18 protein-coding genes, 1 tRNA gene, 1 other RNA gene and 1 pseudogene are annotated in these 23,097 nt (G+C 70.0%); 7 read left to right on the top strand and 14 right to left on the bottom strand.

Going from position 1 to position 23,097, the window contains the following annotated elements; all coding sequences use genetic code 11:
* On the bottom strand, nucleotides 1-1,406 hold a 1,406-nt coding region (locus VN520_RS27550; protein WP_325749658.1), incomplete at its 3' end, for a DNA polymerase III subunit gamma and tau.
* Between the two features lie 79 nt (nucleotides 1,407-1,485).
* Nucleotides 1,486-1,580: signal recognition particle sRNA small type (gene ffs, locus VN520_RS27555), an RNA gene on the bottom strand.
* Between the two features lie 132 nt (nucleotides 1,581-1,712).
* Here ffs and VN520_RS27560 point away from each other — a divergent pair.
* Nucleotides 1,713-1,800: transfer RNA gene (locus tag VN520_RS27560), tRNA-Ser, on the top strand.
* Nucleotides 1,801-1,905: 105 nt separating this feature from the next.
* Here VN520_RS27560 and VN520_RS27565 read toward each other — a convergent pair.
* The 9 genes and pseudogenes from VN520_RS27565 to VN520_RS27605 all read right to left on the bottom strand — a co-directional run.
* Nucleotides 1,906-2,433, bottom strand: a complete 528-nt coding sequence (locus tag VN520_RS27565; RefSeq protein ID WP_325749659.1) for a GNAT family N-acetyltransferase — start codon at nucleotides 2,431-2,433, stop codon at nucleotides 1,906-1,908.
* On the bottom strand, nucleotides 2,430-2,915 hold the full coding sequence (locus VN520_RS27570; RefSeq protein WP_325749660.1) for a hypothetical protein: 486 nt from the start codon (nucleotides 2,913-2,915) through the stop codon (nucleotides 2,430-2,432). The genes VN520_RS27565 and VN520_RS27570 overlap by 4 nt, the downstream gene beginning before the upstream one ends.
* 171 nt (nucleotides 2,916-3,086) lie before the next feature.
* On the bottom strand, nucleotides 3,087-3,374 hold the full coding sequence (locus tag VN520_RS27575; protein ID WP_325749661.1) for a hypothetical protein: 288 nt from the start codon (nucleotides 3,372-3,374) through the stop codon (nucleotides 3,087-3,089).
* Nucleotides 3,371-3,727 (bottom strand): hypothetical protein, encoded by a 357-nt coding sequence (locus tag VN520_RS27580; RefSeq protein ID WP_325749662.1) that lies wholly within the window; start codon nucleotides 3,725-3,727, stop codon nucleotides 3,371-3,373. The genes VN520_RS27575 and VN520_RS27580 overlap by 4 nt, the downstream gene beginning before the upstream one ends.
* A gap of 401 nt (nucleotides 3,728-4,128) precedes the next feature.
* On the bottom strand, nucleotides 4,129-5,457 hold the full coding sequence (locus VN520_RS27585; RefSeq protein WP_325749663.1) for a hypothetical protein: 1,329 nt from the start codon (nucleotides 5,455-5,457) through the stop codon (nucleotides 4,129-4,131).
* Nucleotides 5,454-7,451, bottom strand: coding sequence for a hypothetical protein (locus tag VN520_RS27590; RefSeq protein ID WP_325749664.1), 1,998 nt, complete (start codon nucleotides 7,449-7,451; stop codon nucleotides 5,454-5,456). The genes VN520_RS27585 and VN520_RS27590 overlap by 4 nt, the downstream gene beginning before the upstream one ends.
* Nucleotides 7,448-8,260, bottom strand: coding sequence for a toll/interleukin-1 receptor domain-containing protein (locus VN520_RS27595; RefSeq protein WP_325749665.1), 813 nt, complete (start codon nucleotides 8,258-8,260; stop codon nucleotides 7,448-7,450). The genes VN520_RS27590 and VN520_RS27595 overlap by 4 nt, the downstream gene beginning before the upstream one ends.
* 130 nt (nucleotides 8,261-8,390) lie before the next feature.
* Nucleotides 8,391-9,344 (bottom strand): XRE family transcriptional regulator, encoded by a 954-nt coding sequence (locus VN520_RS27600; RefSeq protein ID WP_325749674.1) that lies wholly within the window; start codon nucleotides 9,342-9,344, stop codon nucleotides 8,391-8,393.
* Nucleotides 9,345-9,428: 84 nt separating this feature from the next.
* Nucleotides 9,429-9,614: pseudogene (locus VN520_RS27605) on the bottom strand (helix-turn-helix domain-containing protein); the annotation flags it as partial.
* Between the two features lie 347 nt (nucleotides 9,615-9,961).
* Between VN520_RS27605 and VN520_RS27610 the strand changes: the two are divergent.
* From VN520_RS27610 to VN520_RS27620, 3 genes are all read left to right on the top strand, one after another.
* On the top strand, nucleotides 9,962-10,435 hold the full coding sequence (locus VN520_RS27610; protein WP_325749666.1) for a hypothetical protein: 474 nt from the start codon (nucleotides 9,962-9,964) through the stop codon (nucleotides 10,433-10,435).
* A gap of 149 nt (nucleotides 10,436-10,584) precedes the next feature.
* Nucleotides 10,585-14,418 (top strand): hypothetical protein, encoded by a 3,834-nt coding sequence (locus VN520_RS27615; RefSeq protein WP_325749667.1) that lies wholly within the window; start codon nucleotides 10,585-10,587, stop codon nucleotides 14,416-14,418.
* 366 nt (nucleotides 14,419-14,784) lie between these two features.
* On the top strand, nucleotides 14,785-16,206 hold the full coding sequence (locus VN520_RS27620) for an ATP-binding protein (RefSeq protein WP_325749668.1): 1,422 nt from the start codon (nucleotides 14,785-14,787) through the stop codon (nucleotides 16,204-16,206).
* A 340-nt stretch (nucleotides 16,207-16,546) separates the two neighbouring features.
* Here the strand turns inward: VN520_RS27620 and VN520_RS27625 are convergent, their stop codons facing one another.
* Nucleotides 16,547-17,080: an EF-hand domain-containing protein gene (locus VN520_RS27625; protein ID WP_325749669.1), complete on the bottom strand. Its 534-nt coding sequence runs from the start codon at nucleotides 17,078-17,080 to the stop codon at nucleotides 16,547-16,549.
* Between the two features lie 542 nt (nucleotides 17,081-17,622).
* Between VN520_RS27625 and VN520_RS27630 the strand changes: the two genes are divergently transcribed.
* Both VN520_RS27630 and VN520_RS27635 read left to right on the top strand, forming a co-directional pair.
* Entirely contained in the window at nucleotides 17,623-17,751 is a 129-nt protein-coding gene (locus tag VN520_RS27630) for a hypothetical protein (RefSeq protein WP_325749670.1), read from the top strand.
* Nucleotides 17,752-17,844: 93 nt separating this feature from the next.
* Nucleotides 17,845-18,756: a phosphorothioated DNA-binding restriction endonuclease gene (locus VN520_RS27635; protein WP_325749671.1), complete on the top strand. Its 912-nt coding sequence runs from the start codon at nucleotides 17,845-17,847 to the stop codon at nucleotides 18,754-18,756.
* 124 nt (nucleotides 18,757-18,880) lie between these two features.
* Here the strand turns inward: VN520_RS27635 and VN520_RS27640 are convergent, their stop codons facing one another.
* Both VN520_RS27640 and uppS read right to left on the bottom strand, forming a co-directional pair.
* Nucleotides 18,881-20,401: an oxygenase MpaB family protein gene (locus VN520_RS27640; RefSeq protein ID WP_325749672.1), complete on the bottom strand. Its 1,521-nt coding sequence runs from the start codon at nucleotides 20,399-20,401 to the stop codon at nucleotides 18,881-18,883.
* Nucleotides 20,398-21,087 (bottom strand): polyprenyl diphosphate synthase, encoded by a 690-nt coding sequence (uppS, locus tag VN520_RS27645; protein WP_325749675.1) that lies wholly within the window; start codon nucleotides 21,085-21,087, stop codon nucleotides 20,398-20,400. Before uppS ends, VN520_RS27640 begins: the two co-directional genes overlap by 4 nt.
* Before the next feature lie 795 nt (nucleotides 21,088-21,882).
* Here uppS and VN520_RS27650 point away from each other — a divergent pair.
* Nucleotides 21,883-23,070, top strand: coding sequence for a PQQ-binding-like beta-propeller repeat protein (locus tag VN520_RS27650; RefSeq protein ID WP_325749673.1), 1,188 nt, complete (start codon nucleotides 21,883-21,885; stop codon nucleotides 23,068-23,070).
* The last annotated feature ends 27 nt before the right edge of the window (nucleotides 23,071-23,097 follow it).

Genomic DNA, 23,097 nt, shown 5'->3' on the forward strand with positions numbered 1-23,097 from the left:
TGCTGGGCCGGAGGCGCTTCCTGCGGCGCTGCGGGCCGGGGCTGCTGGACGGCGGGCGGGACCACGGGGTCGGCGGCCGCGGGTGCTGCCCGGGGAACCTCGGCGGGGGCACCGCCCGGAACCTCGCCCCGGGCCGCCGCACGAGCCGCAGCGGGACCCGCGCCGCTTCCGGCGGGCATGGCGACACCCGCCCCATGGGCTTCCGGCCCCGGTACGTACCCCACGACGGGGCCGGGACCGGCGAAGGACGCACCGCGCTCCAGCCGGTCCAGCCGGGCCTGGAGGGAACGCTCGTCGTCGAAGGCGGCGGGCAGCAGCACCCGGGCGCAGATCAGCTCCACCTGGAGCCGGGGCGAGGTCGCCCCGCGCATCTCGGTGAGCCCTTCGTTGACCAGGTCGGCGGCGCGGCTCAGCTCCGCGGCGCCGAAGACGGACGCCTGTGCCTGCATCCGCTCCACGACGTCGGCGGGCGCATCGATGAGTCCCTTGTCACCGGCATCCGGCACGGCGGCCAGAATCACCAGGTCGCGCAGCCGCTCCAGCAGGTCCGCCACGAAGCGCCGAGGATCGTTGCCGCCCTCGATCACCTGGTCCACGACCTCGAACGCGGCCGCCCCGTCCCCCGCGGCGAAGGCGTCCACGATCGAGTCCAGCAGAGTGCCGTCCGTATAGCCGAGGAGCGAGGTCGCCATGGCATATGTCACACCGTCGTCGGCCGCGGAGGCCAGCAGCTGGTCCATGACGGACATCGAGTCACGCACGGAGCCCGCACCGGCCCGCACCACGAGCGGCAGCACACCGTCCTCGACGGAGCTGTTCTCCTTGCCGCACACCTCCGCGAGATAACTGCGCAGCGTCCCGGGCGGAACCAGCCGGAAGGGGTAGTGGTGCGTACGCGACCTGATCGTGCCGATGACCTTCTCGGGCTCGGTGGTCGCGAAGATGAACTTGAGATGCTCCGGCGGCTCCTCGACCACCTTCAGCAGGGCGTTGAACCCTGCCGGGGTGACCATGTGCGCCTCGTCGATGATGTAGATCTTGTACCGGCTCGACGCGGGCCCGAAGAACGCCTTTTCCCGCAGGTCACGGGCGTCGTCCACACCACCGTGCGACGCGGCGTCGATCTCGATGACATCGATCGACCCCGGCCCGCCCCGCGCGAGGTCCCGGCAGGACTGGCACTCCCCGCAGGGGGTCGGCGTGGGGCCCTGCTCGCAGTTCAGACAGCGGGCGAGAATGCGCGCACTGGTCGTCTTTCCACAGCCGCGCGGCCCGCTGAACAGGTACGCGTGATTGACCCGGTTGTTCCGCAGGGCCTGCTGCAGCGGGTCAGTGACATGCTCCTGACCGATGACCTCGGCGAAGGACTCGGGGCGATAGCGGCGGTACAGCGCAAGGGACGACACACATACGAGGTTATCGGGGCGGACCGACAACCGGCCCCGCCCGGACCGCGCGCCCGGCGGGACACCCCACCCCGGACACACAAGGGCCCCCCACGCACCCGCCAGAGCCGACCTACCCTTGCTGCCTTCCGGCCCTGGGGGAGTTCAGTCAGATAGCGCCACGTGAGGGGCTGACGCCCACCTTAACCGATCCCCGCCCCCTGCCGTCCACCCGCTCCCCGCCGGACCCGTCCCGGAGGACGCTCCGGAACGATCTCCGGGGAACGTGTTCGCGAGCACCCTCCAACGTCTTGTATTGTTTGCGGCGGAGGATTCGCCTAGTGGCCTAGGGCGCACGCTTGGAAAGCGTGTTGGGGGCAACCCCTCACGAGTTCGAATCTCGTATCCTCCGCCATTGCTCTCACCGGGCAATACGTCGAAGGGCCCCACCGCTTGCGGTGGGGCCCTTCGGCGTTGAGGGTTGCAGTTGCCGCGATCAGGCCGTGCGGTGGGCGTTCTCTCAGGGATGCAGTCTCTTCACCATGACCGCGTACACCGGGGAGTCGGCGAAGGGCTGCTGCTCGCCCGCCTTCTCGTAGCCCCACGTCTCGTACAGGTCCTGAACCTTCGGGTGCGTCACGTCGACCAGGAGCACCGCAAGATCCTCGCAGCGTTCCTTCAGCAGGGCTTCGTGGAGCCGCGCCGAGATCCCTTGTTTCCGCCACTGTGGACGCACCATGACCTCTGAGACCGCGTAGGTCGCGGTGCGCCCGTTGTTCGGCTCAAACGCGGTGGAGCGCCACCACTCACGGCCCGGCTGGAGCGGGGCGCCGTACGCGAAGCCGGTCGACTCGTCACCGTCGAAGGCGACGACGCAGGTGAAGCCGTCCATTCCTGACCAGTGATCGACGAACCATGGGAACCGCTGGTTGAACTCGTTGTCCATCGCATCTGCGTAGGCGTCGGCGTGCACGTCGATCAGCATCTGCTTGTAGCCCTCGGGGAGGCTTCCCTGTCCGTAATGCCGCAGGTCGATCACCCTGGTCACGTTCGGCTCCATTCATCTCGCATGCGGTCTGCCCAGTCGCGGGCGTACGTCGTCGACGGCGCCAGCCGGAACAGGTCTCGGTGGAAGTCTCCGATCAGGGTGCGCATGCGCCCCGGTAGTGGAGCGCCCTCCATGATCGTGAAGACGGTGGCCGTGGTCGCCGTGGCCTGCTCGGGCTCGCCCTGGCGGAGTTGCGCCAGGGCGAGCTGGCAGGTGGCCAGCGCGCGGTTGCGCTGGAACTCCGCCGGGATCCTGGCCAGGGATCGGTGAGCCATCGCCTCGGCTTCGGCGGGCTCCCCGTTGTGGTTGAGGATGATCGCCGCGAGGTGGTTGAGTTCCGCCGGCCCGTAGAACGCGGTCCAGCGGGGGCGCTCGTCCTCGGCCGCCTTCCGGTAGTTCTCCTGCGCTGCGCCCAAGGACCGGCGAGCGGCCCGCAGGTCTCCCAGCGACGAGTGGGCGAGCGCGAGACGGACGCGGCCCATGGAAGCGCATCAGCGTCCTGTTCGCCATGCTCCGCGACGGCACCTTCTACGAATCCCGGGCACCGAAGGGTATCGAGCTCGCCGCATAGACCCAGCAACTCCGAATCACCCCAAACCCGACAGGGATGCCTTGACGGAAGACATAGAGGCACCCCCGGCCCCCTCCCCTGCTCAGTACCAGGTGTCGGACTGACCACGCGCGATGCGCGCACCCGCTTCGAAGTCGTCGTAGTGCACGCGCACGTCCTGGATTCCGAGAGCCCGCATCAGGTCCGTCAGCCGCACGACGTACCGACACCCCACTTTCCTTAACGGACAAGGGAATTCACCGCTTCTCGCCCGCTTGTACGCCGTGCTCAGCCCCAGGCTCAGCGCGTCCGCCGCCATGCGCATCCCCACCTCCGCCGGAAGTCCGAACACGTCGGAGAAGGCGACGGACTCATCACGATGGCGCTTCATCGGGCGGATCCCCGCACCCCGAACAGGCCCAACTGCTCGTTCACTGCAGTCTGGACACGAGGGCTCGCTCGGCGGCGCCCACGCTGACGTACCTGGCGCACATGGTCCAGCAGGCCCAGTCGGTACGCCAGCGAGCCCAGCCGTTCGCCTTGTGCCTGCTGGGCGAGGGTCCTGGACATCCCATCGACGCGTACGACTTCATCGGCCGCAATCGTCAACGGATCGGACTCTTCCGGCTCCTGCACCGTGCCCCACTCCCCCACCGGGGCCTCCTCCGGACTGCGGCGGCCCGTCCGCCATCCGGCGGCGAAGGCCGCGTCGACCAGGTGCTGCTCAGCGAGCGATGTGTCCACCCGGCCAAGGGTCCGTGCGCCCTCCAACGTTCCTTGCAGCAAGGCGGAACACACATCGGCATGCTCGGCGCCGGTACGCCGGGAAAGCGAGTACGCCGCTCCTCTCAAACGGGGCGCGAGCAGCCACACAGCGACAAGCATCCACCTCCGTCCGCCCTCGCCCTCGCCCTCCGGGTCTTGCCGGATGTGGCCGGCAATATGCCGCCAGTGAGCGATCCGGTCAGGGTGGCCCGGTTCTGCTCGGAGGGCCTGGGAGCGCAGATCGTCCAGCGAGATGCTCACTCGACCGCAGTGCGGCTTCATGGGTGCGCCCGAACCGCTGCACAGCGGCTGCCCCTGGGCGTACCGCTGCTCCACGGACCTGCAGATGCGGGTAAAGACATCGGGGGATGGGCACGAGGTCATCGCTGACCCCCGGGCCACTCCGGTCCGGGGCCGCTCCGCATCCACGCCCCGGAGTCGAACTGCCGGTTGAGACCTCCCACTTCGGCCACCGGGCCTTCCGATGTCCTCTGCCGGCTCCCGGTGCTCGACGGTTCCGCCGCGTCGGCCGGGTGGCCGGACTCGTCTCCGCCATGCGGGGGCGACAGCGGGCAGGAGGCAGGTGTGCTCGGCGGCGGATCCTCCGTACCGGTCTCCGAAGGGTCGGCAGGGGGGCGCCCGCCCTCGTGGCCGGTCCGGCGCATGTGCCTGCGGATGTTCTCCGCGGCCTCCGGCCGGCCCGCCGCGTCCGACGTACGCGCGAGGCGGTCCAGGAACACTCTGGTTTCGTCCGTCCCCTCGGTGAACCCCTCGCTGTCCAGCCAGGCGGCCAGGAGATCTGCCGGAGGTTCCTGTCCCGCTGCCGGACGGATCGGGCCATGGCCCGGCGGGGTCTGCCCACCGCCCGGCTCCGGGTGGTCGAATCCGCTCATCGGCTCCCCTTCCACCGGCCTCCCGCGGCCCCGGAACAGATCCCGGTACTCCTCGGGGAGCTCCTCGTCGTTGGCGGCGGCGGACAGGACCGTCAGAGGAGCGATCATGTCCACCGCACGCTCGATCTGGTCGTCGTGTCGGGCCATCCACCAGACCACCGCGTTGCCGGGACTCCGTAGAACGTCCTCCCCCAGGTACTCCCGGAGGTTGCGCTCGTGCTGCCGCCGGCTCTCCCAGCTGCCTATGGCCTTGCGCAGCCCGTCCAGCTCTTCCAGGTGCTCCTGGTCCCTGGGCCGCAGGACCAGCCGGATGTCCGTGGCGAAGGCCTCCACCAGCCCCGAACCGTCGAGGGCCGGTGTTCCTAGTACTCCCTCCAGCGAACGCTCCAGGAATGTGCACCGGCCGGGATTCTCGGTCAGCGTCATGCTCTCCACCCGTTGCAGGACGGACGTGGCGGCCAGGGCGGCCGGGTTGCCGTGCGACGAGGGGTCGAACCTCCCGGCAGGCCGCCACCAGGCGGAGGCGGAGAACAGGAAGGGGCAGTCTTCGACAGCGCTCTGGACAGGCACCACCACGATCGACGTCTCCTGGTAAGGGACTTCGGCCGGAGGCTCGGAAACGGGCTCCTCCAGGTCCGGGCCCGGGGGACATGTGCCCTCCGCACGCGACACCCGCATATCGATCAGCAGAGCACCGGCGATGAGCGCGGGCAGGAGGAACCACACCCAGAGCGGGCGGCCGAGCGCGACTCCCACCGCCAGGGTGGTGACAACGACTCCGCCGGACATGATGCGTGTGATGTGCTGGGTACTCATGGTCCTTCTCTTGTTCCTCGCGCACCAGAAGCCGAGGCGAAGCCTCCGACTCCTTGTGCAAGGTCGATTTCCCGGCAGAACCGGTCGGCGGTCCGCACGCGGTCGTCGCGCTGGGCCCGGAGCCCCTCAGGCATGTCGGCGGGCTCCGACTCGGCCCAGTCGCACGTCGTCACATAGAGCTGGTTCAACAGGTCCCGGTCTCCGTAGGCAGCGAGCAGCAACGCTTTCAGGACCTCCTCTCCCGCCTGCCGCAGCGTCAGGACGGCGAGCCAGCGCTGTACCGACGGGGACCAGGCACGCGCCGGCTTCCCCGCCATCACGGCCCGCCAGGCGAAGACGAACGCCTGCCAGGGCGGGTGGAAACGCAGTTCGGCAGGGTCGAGCAGCGCCAGAAGTACCTCCAGGCCGCCATCCGCCGGTCTCGCCCGCGGCAGGAGGCGGTGCACCAGCCGCCCGTACAGCCGGCGATTGCCGCGCGCCAGCCCCAGAAGGGCGGAGCGGGCCGCTGCCTTGATGTCCTCGGGGTTCTCCTGCCGCAGGGCGAGATGCCTGAGCCGGACCATGGCCTGCTCCGGATGGGTGACGGCCATCACCTGCTGGCATACAACCGTCAGCACCCGCGCGAGATCGGGCGCTATGCGCGCCGTCGTCACCCACTGGTAGACGTCCGAGCGGAACCGCGAGCCGTACCGCTCATGGCTGAGGCCCAGTTCGAGCGCCGCCGCAGCCTCGGCCCGCAGCCTGCCCTCTGCCGAGGGGTGGGTCCATTTCTTGATGAGCAGGTGCAGGTCATCAGGTCGGTCGGTCCGCAGGGCTTGTTCCGCGAAGCGGGAGACCAGACGCGCGCGGTCCTCCGCCCCGAGGCCGGGAAGGTCCATGCACTCCCCCACCCAGTCCCGGAAGTCCGCGCGGAGGTCGGGGAAGTTCTCCCAGAAGTGCCGTCTGATCGCGTCGTCGTAAGCGAGCCTGGCAAACCGCACCCGCCCGTCGTCCTCCCGGGCGAGGGACAGCTCTTCGAACTGTTCGCCCAGACCCGCCCGAGACAGTCGGGGCGTTTCGTCCTGAGGGTGCCCCAGGACGCCCAGGAGGTTGTGCGCGGCGCTCAGCACCGTGTCCGCCGGTCCGCCACTCGTCATGCTCGCCGCGAGCAGCAGTGCCCGTTCCTCCGCGCCTCGGTGCTGCCGCAGGTCTCCGGCCACCTGCTGCGACCAGTTGGTCGCGGCGGCCACCGCCTCGTCCCGCCAGTGCTCGAAATTTGTGCCGCGGCCGGCCCGGTCCCGGGCCTGGACCACCAGGCCCGCCAAGCGGTCCAGCTCTCGCATGGGAGCGGTCTCGAACAGATGGGGCAGGTCGCCGTGGTCCAGTTGCTCATACGCGAACCTCACACCCCGCACTCTCAGATGCCGGCTGAAGACCGCCCGCCCGCTCGGCCGTTCGAAATGCACGGCCAAGGGGGCGAGTTCCGCATCGAGCATCCATTCCAGGCCCGACGGAGTCACGGCGACCAGCCGGGCACCGCTCTCCTCGACCAGCGCACGGTAGGACATGAGCGTGCGCTGAGCAGCCGGGTAGTCGCTGTCGTCGATGCTCGACAGATCCAGCAGATAGCGGTCGTCGGGTGACGGGTCGAGGGGCTCCTCCTCCTTGACCGTGGGCAGTTCCTCAATGCGGCTGCCCGGCACCGACGTCTCCACCAACAGCATGGTCGCCGCGGAGCGCCGGCCGATCCCGGGCGGACCTTCCAGGAGCACCACCGCACCGGGCCGCGCCAGCCGGTCGGCCGCCCGGGCGTATCCGCCCGGCCATACGAAGCACTTGGCGAGCCGCCGCCGGTGCTCGCGTACGATCTCCAGCCGATCGACCCCGGCCCTGACCAGAGGTTCTCTCAGGCCGATCGAGTAGTAGTACGTGTTGTTCTGGTCACCGCCACCGCTGTGCACCGGTCCCTGCGGGTCGCTGATCGATGTGCCGCCCGTGCCACTCGTGCCGGTCAACGTTCCTCATCCAGAGGCCGCCCGTTCCGGTCCGCCCCCTGCCGGACTTCCCCATGGTTCTCGCCCACGTACTGCACGCTGCCTCCGTCACCGGAGATACGCGGGCCCCGGTACTGCTCACGCGCCTGATACAGGTGCCCGCTCCCGGTGTGGACCGGGCCCTGGGGCTCGCTGACGAAGGTTCCGGAGAAGTCTCCGTTGAGATTGCCGATCCCCCCGCGCTGACGGTGTTTGATGGCCCTGGCCTGCATCCGGGCGTCTCCGGCCCCGTCCCTGTCGGTGCCGTGGTCGTCGGCCGTCGGTGCCGAACGGGTCCGGTAGCCGTTGCTCCGCGCGGCGGCTCCCAGTTCGGGCAGCAGTTCCACGAGATCGTCCGCCAGCCCTGTCAGGTCGGCGTCCGCATTACGGTGGCTGAGCCGCCGGTACTGGCAGGAGGCCAGGGCCTCGATGTCGCCGGGAAGATCGTCGGGGCGCAGCCTCTTCGCGCCTCCGACCAGCAGAGGGATGACCACGGCCCCGGTCTCGAGCGCTTCCCGGATCTCCCGCCGGGTCCAGTCGTCCTCGTCCTCCAGAGGGCTCCGGCCGCCGTGGCCTCCCGACTCCAGCCAGCGGGGCCCCATGACGGCCAGCAGCACGCTGCTGCGCCGGACCGCGGTGAGCAGTTCCTGGGGGAACCGGCTTCCCAACCGGATGGACTTACTCGCCCGGAAGACATTGTCATTGCCGAATACCCTGGAAAGTTCCCTTTCCACGAGTGTGGCGGTGGCTTCCTCGTCATTGGTCCGGTAATTCACAAAGATCAAAGGCACGCGGATTCCATTTCTGTGTGATGCCCCCATTCGCGACGTCCCCGAAGGGTCCGGGCCGAGAAACTATCCGGCATGGCGAAAAGCGGTCGAATTGTTGTGCGGTCGAGACTCCTGTGGCCGGAAAACGCCTTCAGCAACCAGCGCCGAGTACGTTGGCGAGTGCGGGCCGGAGCCCGCGCACCACCGGGTTTCCACGGAACCGTGACCATTCACGGCCCAGCCGACGCACGTCCGTATGGACGGTGGCCGAGGGAACGACGCTCATGAAGGCCAGCAGTTCGCGGGCCGTTTCGCAGGATTGTTCGATCTCACCTGACGCGGCGAGCGCCAGGGCGTGCCGGAAGCCGTACCGCACACGGGTGTTCAGGGCGTGGGGTGCGATGCGCCGGCACTGGCGCTCCAGCACATCGACAGCCTGCCGGGGGCGGCCCAGGTCGTAGAAGCACCACCCCTCCACCATCGAGACCGGGTCCTTGAGCTGGGTGGTGCCGAGCACCGGCCCGGCCGATGGGTCCACGTCGGCCGCCAGCAGATCGCGCGCCCGTTCCAGCGCTCTTCCGCAGGCCCTTTCGTCACCGGCGAGGGCATGGCCCTGAGCCTCGCGCTGGGCCGCCAGACCTCTGACCCTGGGGGGCGCGGCGCTGCGCTGAGCCTGCCGGGCGAGTGCGATCGTGCGGGGCGCGTCCCCGTTGTAGTAGCTGACAAGCGCGCGGCGGACCAGCGCGTAGTCCGCCAGGTCCGTGTCCCCACCGGCCTGCGCCAGCTCCACCGCCTCGTCCGTGGCGCGCAGCGCGGTGGTCTCGTCCCCGTTCTCCTGGGCCATCCACCCGATGTACTCGGCGAAGCGGGATGCGGTGATGAGTAGGCCGGTCCGTGAGGATCCGGTGGTGCGGGAGGCCAGCGTGGTGACGGTGGAGGCCTGTGAGCGGAGCACGGGCAGCATCGCGGCGGGCGCCAGGCTCTGTCCCAGCCGCTTCATCTGGTGCAGCTGTTCCTGGAAGAGGGCGCCCGGCGGCAGGTCCTGGTCACCCACATGACCGGCCCAGCCCCCGTCCGCCATGCGCGCGGCGAGCAGGGATCCCACCCCCGTGACGATCACCCGGCGCCGCGCGGGCCTCGGCCTGTTCCCGGCTGACTGATCCTCTGCGGAGAACAGTCGGCGCAACCGTCCGCCGGCATTGAAGTAAGCGTCACAGCACTGGGCCAGATTCATCGTGGGGGGATTTACCCCCCGCTCGATCTTGGAGAGATGCCCTGTGCTGTAGGTCGTGACTTCCGCCAACTGCTTCAGCGTCATTCCTGCTTCTTCACGCAGCCGACGCAGCTCCGCACCGAAACGTAACGGGACGTCCATACCCCCACCTTTCCAGTACCCTGGACGGTCGAATTATCCCTCGGCCGCCTCCTGAAGAAGATTCTGGCACGGCCGCGCGCCGTTCTGCCGAGTAAAGCGAAGTTTCATGTTTCCTCCTTCTGTTCGGGCTCGGGAAACGGACGCGCAGCCCATGGCCCCGTACTGTGACTGCCATCAGGAGGCAGGCGTTCGACGTGCAAGAACCCCTCTGACGCAGATTCCGCACGCCAGCCCTCCGGAGATGCGAAATATCAGATTCCGCATCGCACGATTTCCATGATTACCCCTGCCGGCCGCACCGGATGACTATCGTGTCGACGAGCTGAAGACCGAGTGGGAGGGGCCAGGTGTTACCGGAAGCACTGAGCAGCATCGCGGCAGAGGCCGGGGTGGCCGTGGTGGAGACGGCCGGGACCGATCACTGGACGCTCTTCGGGGAACAGGTGGCCTGCTGGCTCGCTCGGGGCGGGCAGGCCGAGCGGGCCGACCTCGCCTGCCTGGCCGAGACCGAGGCAGCTCTTTGCTCGGCCGTCGATTCCTCGTCCCGGGCTGTCGCCGCCCGCCACGCAATGGTCTGGCAAGGCCGCTTCACCACCGTGCTGGAGCAGTTGAGCGCCGATGAACGCCACCCTGCGGCAGCACACCTCCAACGTCTCGTGCGCGACCACTCCATCGGCGCCGCCCCGGCAGCCTCTGCCCCCGGCGTCATCGCCGGCGAGAACGTGCGGTTCCAGGCCGACCGCGGCTCGCTCGTGGTGGGCGTGGCGAACGGAGACGTGCACTTCACTTCCCCTTTCCGCCCGGGTCCGGCACAGGGCTGAACGGACCGGGTGACTCAGGCCCACCCCCCTCGGAACGGATCACGCGGGCGGCACCGCTCCCCGCCGGAGACCGGACCGCGCCGCGCGGCCGAGCGGACCTCGTACAGGCATCCGACCACGGCTTCGCCGTCGGCTCCTGGAACCAGTACGTGTTCCTCGAAGCGCCGCAGGCAACAGGCAGCGCGCCGTACGGCCCGGACGCGGCCGACGCCGCCCGGGAGGCCATCCACACCGTCCGGCAGCGCTTCCTGCGGCGCGGCAGAAGAGTCCGCCCTCCGTCCGGCCTGGCCGCACGGCCCCACGCCCAGGAACTGCTGGACCGTCTGGTCGCGGAGGACGGGCCGGCCACCGTCGTCTGTGAAGGCCCCGCAGGCATGGGGAAGTCCGCCGTCGTCGAAGAGGTCATCGGCCTGGCGGCCGACCGGGGATGGCCGGTCCTGCCCTTCCGGATGGACGAGGTGGAGGCGGATGACCGGACCGCACAGGCAGTGGGCTCACGGCTGGGGCTCCCCGGCTCCCCCGCCGCGCTGATCGCCCAGGTGGCGCGGGGCGGTCCCGCTCTGCTGGTCGTGGACCAGCTCGACGCGGTGAGCAGTTACAGCGGGCGCATCCCGGAGGTCTTCGAAGCCGTCGACGAGATGCTGGAGGCGCTGGCCACCTCGCCGAACGTCAAGGTCGTGCTGGTGGTACGGACGGTCGATGTCGAGAAAGATCCACGGCTCACGAGTCTGGTCAGCCAGGAGAACACGGTCGAGCGGTTCGCACTGGGGCTGCTGGACGACCAGGCCGTTCGCGCAGTACTCGAACAGGGCGGCACGCCTCCGGAGAGGCTCAACACGGAGACCTTGGCCCTGCTGCGGACGCCCCTGCACCTCGCCGTCTTCAGCAGACTGACGAAGGGAGCACGGACGACGGCCTACCGGAGCCTGCAAGACCTCTACGCCCAGTACACGGACGACAAACGACGAGAAGCAGAGCGATCGCTCCCCCGTGAGGCCTGGCCGGCCATCACCCAGCAACTGGTCGAGGAGATGAGCCGACGCGAAACCGTCACCGTCCCTTACGCGCTCCTGGACCGGTTCGCCAGAACCGACCTGGCCGTACTCTCCTCGGCCGGAGTCCTTCTCCACGCGGAGAACGGCCGTATCGGGTTCTTCCACGAGACGTACTTCGACTACCTCTTCGCCCGCTCCTTCGTCCTGGCGGGCCACGACCTCCATGACTTCCTCTCGGCGAGCGGACAGGCCCTGTTCCGCCGGGCCCAGACCCGTCAGGTCCTGGAACATCTGCGGGACACGGACCGCACAGCCTTCCGGCACACTGCGGTCCGCCTGCTCACCTCGGACCTGGTCCGGCCGCACCTGCGGTTCGTGGTCGTGGCCGTACTCGAACAGCTCGACACCACCAGCGAGGACTGGGCCGCGCTGGAACCCCATGCATGGGGGGAGGACGTGACCTCGGGCAATCTACGCCGCCTGCTGGCCCTGCCGTCCTGGTTCGAGGCGGCCGACACCGGGAGATGGGAGAGGTGGCTCGCCATACCCGAAACGGTACCGCTGGTCCTCTCCCAACTGGAGTGGAGCACCGCGCACCATCCGGCGCGCGTCACGGAACTCCTCGAGCCATATCGGGATGCCGAGGGCCCGTGGCGGCAGCGGCTCCTCTCCTGGGTCCAGTCGCGGCCCTCGTTGCACGCCCAGGGGCTGATCCTCGCGCTCATCGATCGTGGTGACTTCGATGTCGCGCCCGACAGACCCTCCGAAACCGAGGCGGACTTCTGGTACCTGTTCGAACAACTCGCCCAGGAAGACGCAGGTGTCGCACTTCAGGTGCTGGGAGCCTTTCTCACCCGAGGGTTGCAGCAACCCGCCGCAGCGGGACACGGCGACCCCTTCGCCTCCGGCCATCTGCCCATTCGGACAGGCTCCCTCCCGGGCACGCTCGTTAACGAGACGGCCGAGGCGGCCCCCGCCGCAGCGCTCGAACACGTCCTGCCGTTCGTCGTCGCCGTCGCGACGTCCAGCCACGCGGCCCTCTCCAACGTCTCCCCGCTACGCCCCCGGTGGGCGTTTCCCCCTTCCAGGCTCCAACCCGACCTCGATGAAGCCCTGTACTGGACGGCTCACGAGACCCTGCGCACCCTGGCCCAGCAGGATTCCTCCTCCGTCACCGAGGCCATAGGGATCCTGACGGCGGCGGGCAGCAGCCGGGCCCTGCGCTTCCTTGCCTGCCGGACCTACACGGTCTGGAACCGCCCGGACGAAGCGCTCGCCTGGCTGATGAGCGACCCCGAGCACTTGTGTATCGGCTGGGTGGACAGTGCGTGCTGGGCTTCGCGTGAACTCATCGCCGCGACGACGCAGCGGTGCGAGGACACCACTCTGGAGAGGTTCGTCCAGCTCCTGCTCAACTACTTTCCCCGCTGGGAACAGCTCCCCGAGGGTCGTCGCCTGTTCGGGCGGGCGCAGTACGTGCTCCTTGGCGCGGTCGACGAAAAGCGCCGCAGCGCTGCCGTGGAAAGGCGCCTCGGCGAGTGGGAACGAAAGTTCGGGCAGCATCCTCCGGTCGGGCCTCGGGATTCAGAGGCGGCCCATTGGGTCGGCCCCCCGGTGCCCCGCTCCGCAGGTGAGCACATGACGGATGACCAGTGGCTGCGCGCCCTGCGGAAGTACGCCGCGGAAGGGGTCGACTGGGAAGGCGACATCCCGACAGGCGGGGCGACCGAGCTGGCTTCCATGCTGCGTGCCGTGGCCGAGCAGGAGCCGCAACGGTTCGTTCGGCTGGCACTCACCTTCGACGAGACCGTTCCGGCTCCTGCCTTCGCAGCCGTGATCGACGGGGGCGCGGGGAAGACCGACGCCGATGTCCTGCTCCGGCTCTGTTTCCACGCTCGTCGTCTCGTGGGGGAGAGCCTCGCCAGAACCATCTGCCGGGCCATCGAAACCGCTGCCTCGGATGTCGTAGGGCACGCCGCCCTCGTCGACCTATTGGCCGACTGTGTCGATGCCCCGGACCCCGCCGTCGAAGCGGCGCGATCCGGTACCGGACCAGGCCAGGACCCCTACGGCGGGGACCTCCTGACCGCAGGGTTGAACTCCACACGCGGGCAGGCCGCGCTCGCCATCGGCGCTCTGCTCAGGGCGTCGGACACAGCTGCCCAGGAGCTCATCTTCCTCCTCGGAAAACTCGCTGTGGATCCGGTCATGGCGGTCCGCGTCTGCGCGGCGGAGGCCGTGTCCGTCCTGCTGCGCCACGCCCCGGCGTCCGCCCTCGACCTGGCGGAAAGCCTCTTCACCGACGTACGCGTCGACATCCACGAGGCCCGGACCACCCACTGGCTGCTCACCCGGGCCCTGATCCGCGACACCCGGCGCTTCGCACCGGAACTGCTCCGGGCGCTCGACGGTCCGGAGGAAGCCGCCCGGCACGGCGGAGCGACCTGGGCGGTCCTGAGTATGCAGGGGCGGTTGATTCCCGGGCTGCCGACCGACCCGGCCGGGCTCGCGACGGCGGCACGCCAGGGCGCCGCCGAGATGGCCGCCGGGGACCCCGCGTATGGCGTATCACTACTCCAAGGGATGTTCCATGACAGCGATGCGGCGGTCCGAACAGCGGCAGCACGCGCGATGACCGACGTGATGTCGCTGTCACCCTCTGCCGCGGACGGCCTCATCGGCGCATTCCTCGGCAGCCCCGCCCTTGCGGAGCACCCCGAGACGCTGGCCCGTGCTCTCGCCGAATCGGCCGCACGGCTGCCCTCCCGGGCGATCGAGGCATGCCAGGCGCTGGCAGCGGTCTCCGAGCGGGACAGCAAACAGGGGCGCCGCGGATACGCGCTGATCCAGCGGCATCTGATCAAGGCGGTGCTCCGTCTGTACCGGCAGGGGGATACAGAGGTCCGCGCGCAATGCCTCGACATCATCGACGCCCTCTACCGCACCGGCGCCCATGGACTGACCGCAGCGCTCTCGGGAGAACGCTGACGCTCCCGGGGCCCTGGAGACCTCAGACGTTGAACACCGCCTCCGGGCGCGCTGGCTCGATCGACGAGTGAACACGGGTAGGCAGCAGCAGCCGTGCTGCGAGAGGCGGCTCCGTGGTCGCAGTTCGGGTTGCGTTCACCGGCGTACGGCACCGTTCAGAAGCCCTATACGCCTCTGCTGCTCCACAGGTCAGGACGTTCCCGTTCCTCGCCGGACTCCTGCACGAACAGGTGGAAAGCGTGTTGGGGCCCACGAGCTCGAATCCCGCACTCTCCGCCACTGCTCCCACCGGACAATACGGGACGATACTTTGGTATCGGCAGAGATAGTATCCAGAGCGATACTATCCATGGCAGGAGTGTTCGCATGCGTCGTTTCGTCGGGCGGGACCGTGAGCTGAGTGTGCTCCACGACGCTTTCCAAGCGGTTCGCGAGGCCGCCGGGTCGGCGAAGCCAGGTCGGTGCATCCTCATGCGAGGAAGACGGCGGGTCGGCAAGTCCAGCCTCGTCGAGGAGTTCCTCCGGCGCACGGAGACGCCGCACCTCTTCTTCACGGCTGCGGGCGGCACGGCGGAGGACGAACTGACGGAGTTGCTCGACACCGTCGCCAGATCCACCCTGCCGGAGCGGGAGCTGTTCTCCGAGGAGACCCCGACGCAGTGGAATGCCTCACTCAGGCTGCTCGCGGAGATCCTGCCCGACGACAGCCCGAGCGTGATCGTCATCGATGAGGTTCCGTACCTCATGGACCGCATCGACGCCTTCGAGGGCATGCTCCAGCGGGCGTGGGACCGTCTTCTCAGCCGAAAGCCCGTTCTCCTCCTCCTGGTCGGATCAGACCTGTCGATGATGGAGGCGCTGAACAGCTACGACCGTCCCTTCCACCAGCGCGGCCGGGAAATGGTCGTGGGGCCGCTGAACCCGGCCGACATCGGCGAGATGCTCGACCTGCCGCCGGCTGACGCCTTCGACGCCGCCCTGGTCACGGGCGGCCTTCCGCTGATCTGCGCGGAATGGCGTGCCGGAGCGAACGTCTGGGGGTTCCTCCGCGACTCGCTGGACAACCCGATCTCGGCGCTGCTCGTCTCCGCCGAGCGCTCACTGGCCGCGGAGTTTCCACCGCAGGCGATGGGCAGGGAAGTCCTGCGGGCGATCGGATCCGGGGAGCGAACCTTCACGAACATCGCACGCGCCGCCGGCGGCATCGCTCACACCACGCTCACTCGAGCCACGGGCGTCCTCACCGAGAAACGGGTGGTGGCAGCCGAGCTGCCGCTGTCGTTGTGGCCGTCGAAAGAACGCCGCTACCGGGTGGCAGACCCCTACCTGCGGTTCTGGCTCGCGTTTCTGGACCCGCACATGGCGGAGATCGAGCGGATGCGCGGGGATCTCACTCTGAGCCGGATCAAGGAGCAGTGGACGAGCTGGCGGGGCCGCGCCGTCGAGCCCCTGATCCGGGAATCCCTCGCCCGCCTCCTGCCGGACGGGCTCCTACCCGCCGCCCCGGCGATCGGCGGGTACTGGACCCGCAGCAACGACGTCGAAATCGACTTGGTGGGTGCCGACCGGCAGCCTGTGGCGCGGCAGTTGCACTTCCTGGGGTCGGTCAAGTGGCTGGAGAAGGCGGCCTTCGACCACCACGACCTGGCCGCGCTGCAGAAACACCGGTCGGCGATCACCGACGAGCCGGTGCCGCTCGTGGCGGTGTCCCGCAACGGGGCCAGCTGTTCCGGGCTCCAGGCGGTGTACGGCCCCGAGGAACTGATGAACGCCTGGCGCAGGGCGTGAGCAGGGGCTGGGGTCCTGTGGTTGCAGTTCTGGCTGCGTTCACCGACGTACAGCAGCGTCCGGAGAACCCACCCACCCTGGCCGCACCACAGGTCAGGACGTTCCCGTACGCCCAAGTACGGTGAGGCGAAGAATTGGAAAGCGTGTGGGGGGCAACCCCTCACGAGTTCGAATCTCGTATCCTCCGCCGTCGCTCTCACCGGGCAATACGCCGTAGGGCCCCGCAGCGTGCTGCGGGGCCCTACGACGTCTCCGGTCTCCGAGCGCGCCGGGACCGAGGACGGCCGGGAAGCCGGCTGCTCAGTGCTCCCTGATGCGTATCGGAGCGGGCCGGATCCGGTCAGGCTGCCGGGGCGGCTGCCAGCAGGTCCGCAGGAATGCCGCCCTTGTCAGGGGCGTAGAAGTTCTTGATCTCGGCTTCCCAGACGTCCACCCGGACCCGGTCCTCGTCGTCGGGCTCGAAGGCGTCGAAGAGTGCATGGATGTTCGACAGGTCGAAGCCGACCCCCTTCATCATGCCGATGAACACCGGCCGGGTGACCGTACCGCTGCCGTCCAGGTCGCCGAGGTGTGCGAAGCCGGCCGCGAACTCGTCGATCGCTCCGCCGAAGCGTTCCGGCGACAGGACGCACGCCTGGTACTCGTCGTAGGTGATTCGGCCGTCGTCATCGGTGTCGAGCTCGCCTGCCAGCGTGTTCCAGTAGCGCGTGAAGCCGTCGCGCATGGCCTGCTTCCTTGCCTCGTCGGCTTCGGGGACGGCTGCGGCGACCCGGCTGCTCATCAGGTCGAAGTCGTCGGGTTCCAGAACCCCGTTCCCGTCCGCGTCGAACAGGGTGAACACGAGTTTGACCCGGTTGATCGCTTCGTTCCGCATGGGCTCTTTCCTTTCGTCGGACCAGGAGACGGGACGGCCGTGCGCGAAGGGACGGCCCCGAGCGCGACGGCCCGGCGGTGCGTCACCAGCAGGTACGGCGAACACCCGGGCGGAGCGGGAAACCCGTGCTGCCCGGCCGTCGTAGGGCCGCCGCGTTCTCACTATGCGGGCTGCGGAATCCGGCGCCCCGGGGGAGAAGGGCTGTTCAGCAGAAAGAATGAAAATGGTGCCGCTCCGGCATGGAACACGCACCGGCTCTGCCGCCCCCACAGCGGCGTGATGCCCTGCTGCACGGCGTCGGCCGGGCGACGGTGCACACCGCTCGGGCTGAGGTGGTGGCGCTGGACCTCCCACCCGGTACGCAGACCGCCGGGACCGGTGGGCAGAGCGTCTTCCGGAGGGAGATGAGCGGGAGAGCACCGCGTCGCCGCCGGAAAGCGGATCTCCGCCGGTTCAGGACGCGGGCGCCACCCGCGATGCGCCGTCCTGGGCCTGCGCAGGACCGGTTCCGGGCGGAGAACACGGCTCTCGTCTTTTGTGAGGTGTCCCGTCAGCAAGCCCGTCAGCAAGCCCGCAGATCAACTCCGGCCGTCCGGCTGAGCGGTCTGGAGCCCGGCCGGCTCGAACAGGTCTTCACCCTCTCCCGCATCCACGGTGTGATGCCCGGGTAGCCGGGTCCGCGCCGTGGCCCGGGGCCCGGTCGGCCGCTGCGGCCGTGCCCCGCCATCGTGCACCGCGACGGGGCGCCACTACGATCGCCGGTCATGGACTGGGTCGAGCGCTCCGCGCAGTTGAGGCAGTGGACGAGGAGCGGGACGCGGGCTCCGCACAAGCCGTTGCTGTTCCTGTACGCGCTCAGCCGGTTCCAGCAGGACGCCGACGGCGAGCTGCCGTACAGCGCCGTGGAGGAGGACCTGCGGGGGCTGCTCGCCGAGTACGGCCCCGGCAACCGGACCACGCCCGCCTATCCCTTCCATCACCTGGTGAGTGACGGCGTGTGGGAGGTGCGCACCGAGCGCGGGCCGGGCAGCCCCGGGACCGGGGTCGGGCAACTGCGCGCGACCGGCGCCACCGGGAGGCTGGCGCCGGAGCTACGGGGGGCGCTGCGGCGGGATCCGTCCCTGCTCGGCCGGATGGCCCGCGTACTGCTCGACCTGAACTTCCCGCCCTCCCTCCACACCGAGCTGTGCGAAGCCGTCGGCCTGGAGCTGGAGGAGGCCGGGGCCGGGCCGCTCCCGGCCGCGCGCGGGCAGCGGGACCGGCGGATGCGGGAGAGGGTCCTGACGGCGTACGAGTACCAGTGCGCCTTCTGCGGTTACGACGGCAGGATCGGCGCGGTGCCGGTCGGTCTGGAGGCCGCCCATGTGCGCTGGTGGGCGTTCGACGGGCCGGACGACGTCGAGAACGGGCTGTGCCTGTGCTCGCTGCACCACAAGCTGTTCGACAAGGGTGTACTCGGTCTCGGCGACAGCCCGGGGCCTGGCGGGGGCCACCGCATCCTGGTCTCGCAGAGCTTCGTCGGCCGCAGCACCGCCGCCCGCGAGCACGTCGTCGCGCTCGCCGGCCGTCCGCTCATCGGCCCCCAGCCGGGTGCCCGCCCCGTCGCCGCCGCCCACCGCTCCTGGCACACCAGCCAGGTCTTCCACGGCAGCCCCCGTCCCGCCACGGCCGGCTGACCACCGGCCCGGCTCCGGCCCCGGGCCGGAACGGACCTCATGGCCTCCGCCCTCGCTCCCACCGGGCGACACGTCCCGCGAAGTGATGCCGCGACGGCCCGGCGGTCCGGCCCGGTGCGAAGCTCTACGCGTCGGTGAGCAGCGGGTCGTACGGGGTCGAGCGCTCACGGCCTGACATGAAGGAGAGGAAGTCCCGCACGAACGCGCTCCGCGAGTGACGCCCTTCGGCGTCCACGACGGTGCGGCCGAACCCTCGCCTGAACAGGGCCCGGTACTCCTCGGCGTCGATGTGCTGGTCCCCGTCCGCGTCGGTGACGTCGAAGAGGACCTCGGCGACCCTGATCAGCGCCGGTCCTGCCATGGCCGGGGCCGCGGCCGCGTACTCCTCCCGGCTCACCCGCCCGTCACCGTCGCTGTCCAGGGCCGTCTGGAGTTCCCTCCACCACGCGGCGTACGCGTCGTACAGCCGGGTCTCCTCCGGCTCGTCCAGGTCGAGGCGGGAGCAGATCTCCCGTGCCATCGCGGCGAGGTCGGGCCAGTCCAGGTAGCCGTCCCCGGTCTGGTCCAGCACCTCGGTGAAGAACGCGTGGGCACTGCGCCGGTTCTCGGCCCCGCCCGTGCCGCCCGTGCCGTCCTGCTGGGCGGGGACCGGTGTGATCAGCCGGAGAAAGGCGCCGGCGCGTTTCATCCGTGCGCGCAGGGCGGTCAGGGTCTCGGCGTACGGGCCGTCGCCGTCCGGTGTCAGCTGGAGCAGACCGACGACGTTCTCGGTCTGGACCCAGTTGTCCGGCAGGGCGCGGGCCAGACGGGCGGCCATGTAGGCACTCTGCATCAGGGTCTGGGCACCGGGGACTTCCGGCAGCCCCGCACGGCGGCGGAATGCCTCCGGGAGGGAGGCCACGGTGATGGTTCCGATGACCGGTCCTGCGAGCGCCCGGCCGGCCGCCCAGACCGTGGGCAGCCCGGCGAGGAGCGGCGGCGCCGGCAGATGTTCGAAGAGCTTGTAGAGGATGATGCGCAGCGCCTGCGTGTTCTGCAGTTCCTCCGTGACCATGCGGTCGTAGTACTGCCAGAACTCGGGCAGCGTGGGCGGGAGATGGCCCGCCTGGTCCCCCAAGGCGGCGAGGAAGGCCTGGAACTCGGCGTAGAGGCGCTCCATGGTGCGCTGGTCCAGGGGCTGTCCGCTCAGCCGGCACATGGTGACGGAGCTCTCGAAGAGCGTCGCGACCACCCAGGCCCGCACCTCGGGGTCCATCGCGTCGTAGGGCTGGTTCGTCGCGTCCGTGCCGCTCAGCCGGGAGTGCAGGCGGTTGAGCCGCGCCGCTTCCCGCTGCCGGGTGGCGTCGTCGGCGCCGAACATGCGCTGCAGGCTCACCAGGGTGTTGCGCAGCCGTCGCCACGGGTGCACCACGAAGGAGGAGTTGTCGGCCAGTGCCGCGCCGATCTGCGGGTGGGCGGCCTCCAGCACCGTGGCTCTGACGACGGCCAGTGCCCAGCGGGGGTCGTTGAAGAAGCGGTGGAACTCCGACCCGGGGCCGAAGAGGGATTCGGCCGGCGCTCCGGTGGCCGCCCTGCCGGGGTCCTCGTACGGCCCCGTGGAGCCGGGGCCGGTCTCCGTGCGGTGGCTGCTGTCCGTGTCCTTCACCTGTGCGGCTCTCCGTTCGCTTGTGACGCCACGCCGCCGAAGCGGCGGTCGCGGCTTCGGTAGTCGTGCAGGCACTCCAGGAAGTGCGGCGCACGGAAATCGGGCCAGAGCACCGAGGGGAAGGTCCACTCGGCGTAGGCCACCTGCCAGAGCATGAAGTTCGAGATGCGCTGCTCACCGGAGGTACGGATGACGAGGTCCACGTCGGGCATGTCGGGGACGGGCAGGTGCTCGGCGAAGCACGCCTGGTCGACGGCGTCGGCGGGCACTCCCGCGCGGATGAGGGAGCGCGCCGCGGAGACGATGTCCTGGCGCCCGCCGTGGTCGAACGCCACGGTCAGCGTCATGCCCCGGTTGGACTCCGTGAGTGTCATCAGGTCGGCGAAGTCCTGGGCCAGGGCGGTGGGGATCCTCGGGTCCTCGGCGCCCAGGAACCGGCAGCGGATACCGCGTGCGTGCAGCAGCGGCGCGTGTTTGCGCACCACGCGGCGCACCAGACGCATGAGGAAGTCGACCTCCTCGTCCGGACGGCGCCAGTTCTCGGTGGAGAAGGCGTACAGGCTCAGCCACTCGACCCCCGCCGACCGCGCCGCCTCGATGACGTCGATCACCGTCGTCTCGGCGGCCCGGTGCCCTGACGTACGCGGCAGGGAGCGCTGCTGGGCCCACCGCCCGTTTCCGTCCATCACGCACGCGACGTGGCGCGGCACCGGCCGCCGCCGCTCCTCGCCCGGTGGGCGGCGCGGCTGTACCGGAACCACCGGTGGGGCGGGCGCCTCCGGCTTCGTACCGGCTGTGAAGGGCCTGCCCGTCGCATACGGCTGACCGGATGGCCCTGCTCCACCGGATGTCACTGAAGCGCCCCCTTCGTCTCGCGTACGCGGCTCCGCCCGGGCCGTGCCCGGCCCCGGTCGCGCGGTGGCGGGGCCACCGGTCGGCGCGTGCCACGCTGCTCCCGCCCTCAGCAGACTGCCGGGGCCGGGTCCCCGGCGCACCGCGATGCCCACACGTTCACCCGTAGAACACCAGTCGGAGAGCGCCGGCGCACGGGAGCACCGGCTCCTGGCCGGCTCCCTCGGGCAGCAAGGCGGATATTCCTCGCCGGGCCGGCACGCCTCCGCCCGCCGGTCAGCGGATCGGTGGCAACGGGTCCGTCCTGCGCGGAGAGTTCCGCCGACGACAGCAGCCCGGGAGGAACGACGGCACGCGCGTGGCGCCCCTCCACGAGCCCGATCACCGTGCCTGTCTGCGGCCGGGCCCCCGACCGGGCCGGTGAGGGCCGGTGCGGAGCTCCACGGGTCCCGGTCCGGTCCGGGGATGACTGCGGAAAATAATCGCGACGATGGCCAACTGAACGAAAAAGGCGGGCGGTTGGGGCGCCGACGAAGCACTATGAAGCCTGCAAGCGGGTCACCGAACCCGGGGGCCGGCCCGTCCTGCGCGCATCGCCACGGTGATGCCGGATGATGAGGAATATCCGAGTGAACCTTCGAAGAACCATAGGTGTCCTGTTCGGCGCGGCACTGTCGGTCGTCACCTTCGTGACTCCGGTCGGCGCCCAGCCGGCACAGACCGCGGTCTCGACCACTTACCAGATCAACGCACGGCACGACGGCAGTCTCGTCGACACCGCGGTGGGCGCGCCGCCGCTCAGCCAGAAGTGGTCACGCGACCTGGGCGGGAACGTCTCCTACCCCGTCGTGGCCGGCGGGCGCGTCTTCGCCACCGCCTCCTCGCCGAACGGGTACGGCACCACCCTGTACGCCGTCGACTCGGCCACGGGTGAGAACGCCTGGGAGCCCGTCGACCTCGGCGGCACGTACTGGTGGTCCGCGCTCGCCTACGGGGGCGGCCGGCTCTACGCCCAGAATTACGACGGCGTGCTGACGGCGTTCAACCCCGCCACCGGGGCGAAGCTCTGGACCGTCACCCTGCCCGGCCAGTACTCCTTCACCTCGCCGCCCACCTTCGCCGGCGGCGTGGTGTACACGGGCGGGGCCGGCTCGGGCGGCACCCTGTACGCGGTGGACGCCGCCAGCGGTGCGGTGCTCTGGACCCGGCCCGTCGCGAACGGCGACAACAGCTCGCCCGCCGTCACGGCCGACGGGGTCTACGTCTCCTACGCCTGCGAGCAGACGTACGCCTTCGATCCCAAGTCGGGCAACCCGCTCTGGCACCACGAGACGGGCTGTGCCGGCGGTGGGGGCCGCACCCCCGTCGTCGCCGACGGCGGCGTCTGGGTGCGTGACGACGCCGGTATGGCCCCGGCGGTCCTCGACACCGCCGACGGAACCGTCCGCGGCACCTACGAGGCCGCCGGCTGGTCGCCGGCACCGGCGTTCGACGGCCGCCAGGGTTACTTCGTCGACGAGGGTGTCCTCCAGGAGCGGCACAGCCGCACCCTGGGGACCCGCTGGAAGTTCGAGGGCGACGGCCAGATCAGCACGGCGCCCATCGTCGTGAACGGCTACGTCTACGTCGGATCCCTGACCGGCCGGCTGTGGGCGCTCAACGGCGCCACCGGTGAGTCCGTCTGGTCCACCGATGTCGGCGCGCCGATCAACGAGCCCGACGAGCACAACGTGTCCCAGCCGCTCACCGGCCTCGGCGCGGGCGGCGGGCTCGTGGTGGTCCCGGCCTCCGACCAGCTGGTCGCGTACGGGAAGTGAGCAGCGGGGGCGGTGGCCGGACCAGGC

The organism is Streptomyces sp. (assembly GCF_035563135.1).
Lineage (GTDB): Bacteria > Actinomycetota > Actinomycetes > Streptomycetales > Streptomycetaceae > Streptomyces.

Coding starts and splice junctions, on each gene's coding strand:
- VN520_RS27570 (WP_325749660.1), bottom strand. CDS start 2,915: ATGGGCCGCGTCCGTCTCGCGCTCGCCCACTCGTCGCTGGGAGACCTG.
- VN520_RS27575 (WP_325749661.1), bottom strand. CDS start 3,374: ATGAAGCGCCATCGTGATGAGTCCGTCGCCTTCTCCGACGTGTTCGGA.
- VN520_RS27585 (WP_325749663.1), bottom strand. CDS start 5,457: ATGAGTACCCAGCACATCACACGCATCATGTCCGGCGGAGTCGTTGTC.
- VN520_RS27620 (WP_325749668.1), top strand. CDS start 14,785: ATGCGTCGTTTCGTCGGGCGGGACCGTGAGCTGAGTGTGCTCCACGAC.
- VN520_RS27625 (WP_325749669.1), bottom strand. CDS start 17,080: ATGCGGAACGAAGCGATCAACCGGGTCAAACTCGTGTTCACCCTGTTC.
- VN520_RS27635 (WP_325749671.1), top strand. CDS start 17,845: ATGGACTGGGTCGAGCGCTCCGCGCAGTTGAGGCAGTGGACGAGGAGC.
- uppS (WP_325749675.1), bottom strand. CDS start 21,087: ATGGACGGAAACGGGCGGTGGGCCCAGCAGCGCTCCCTGCCGCGTACG.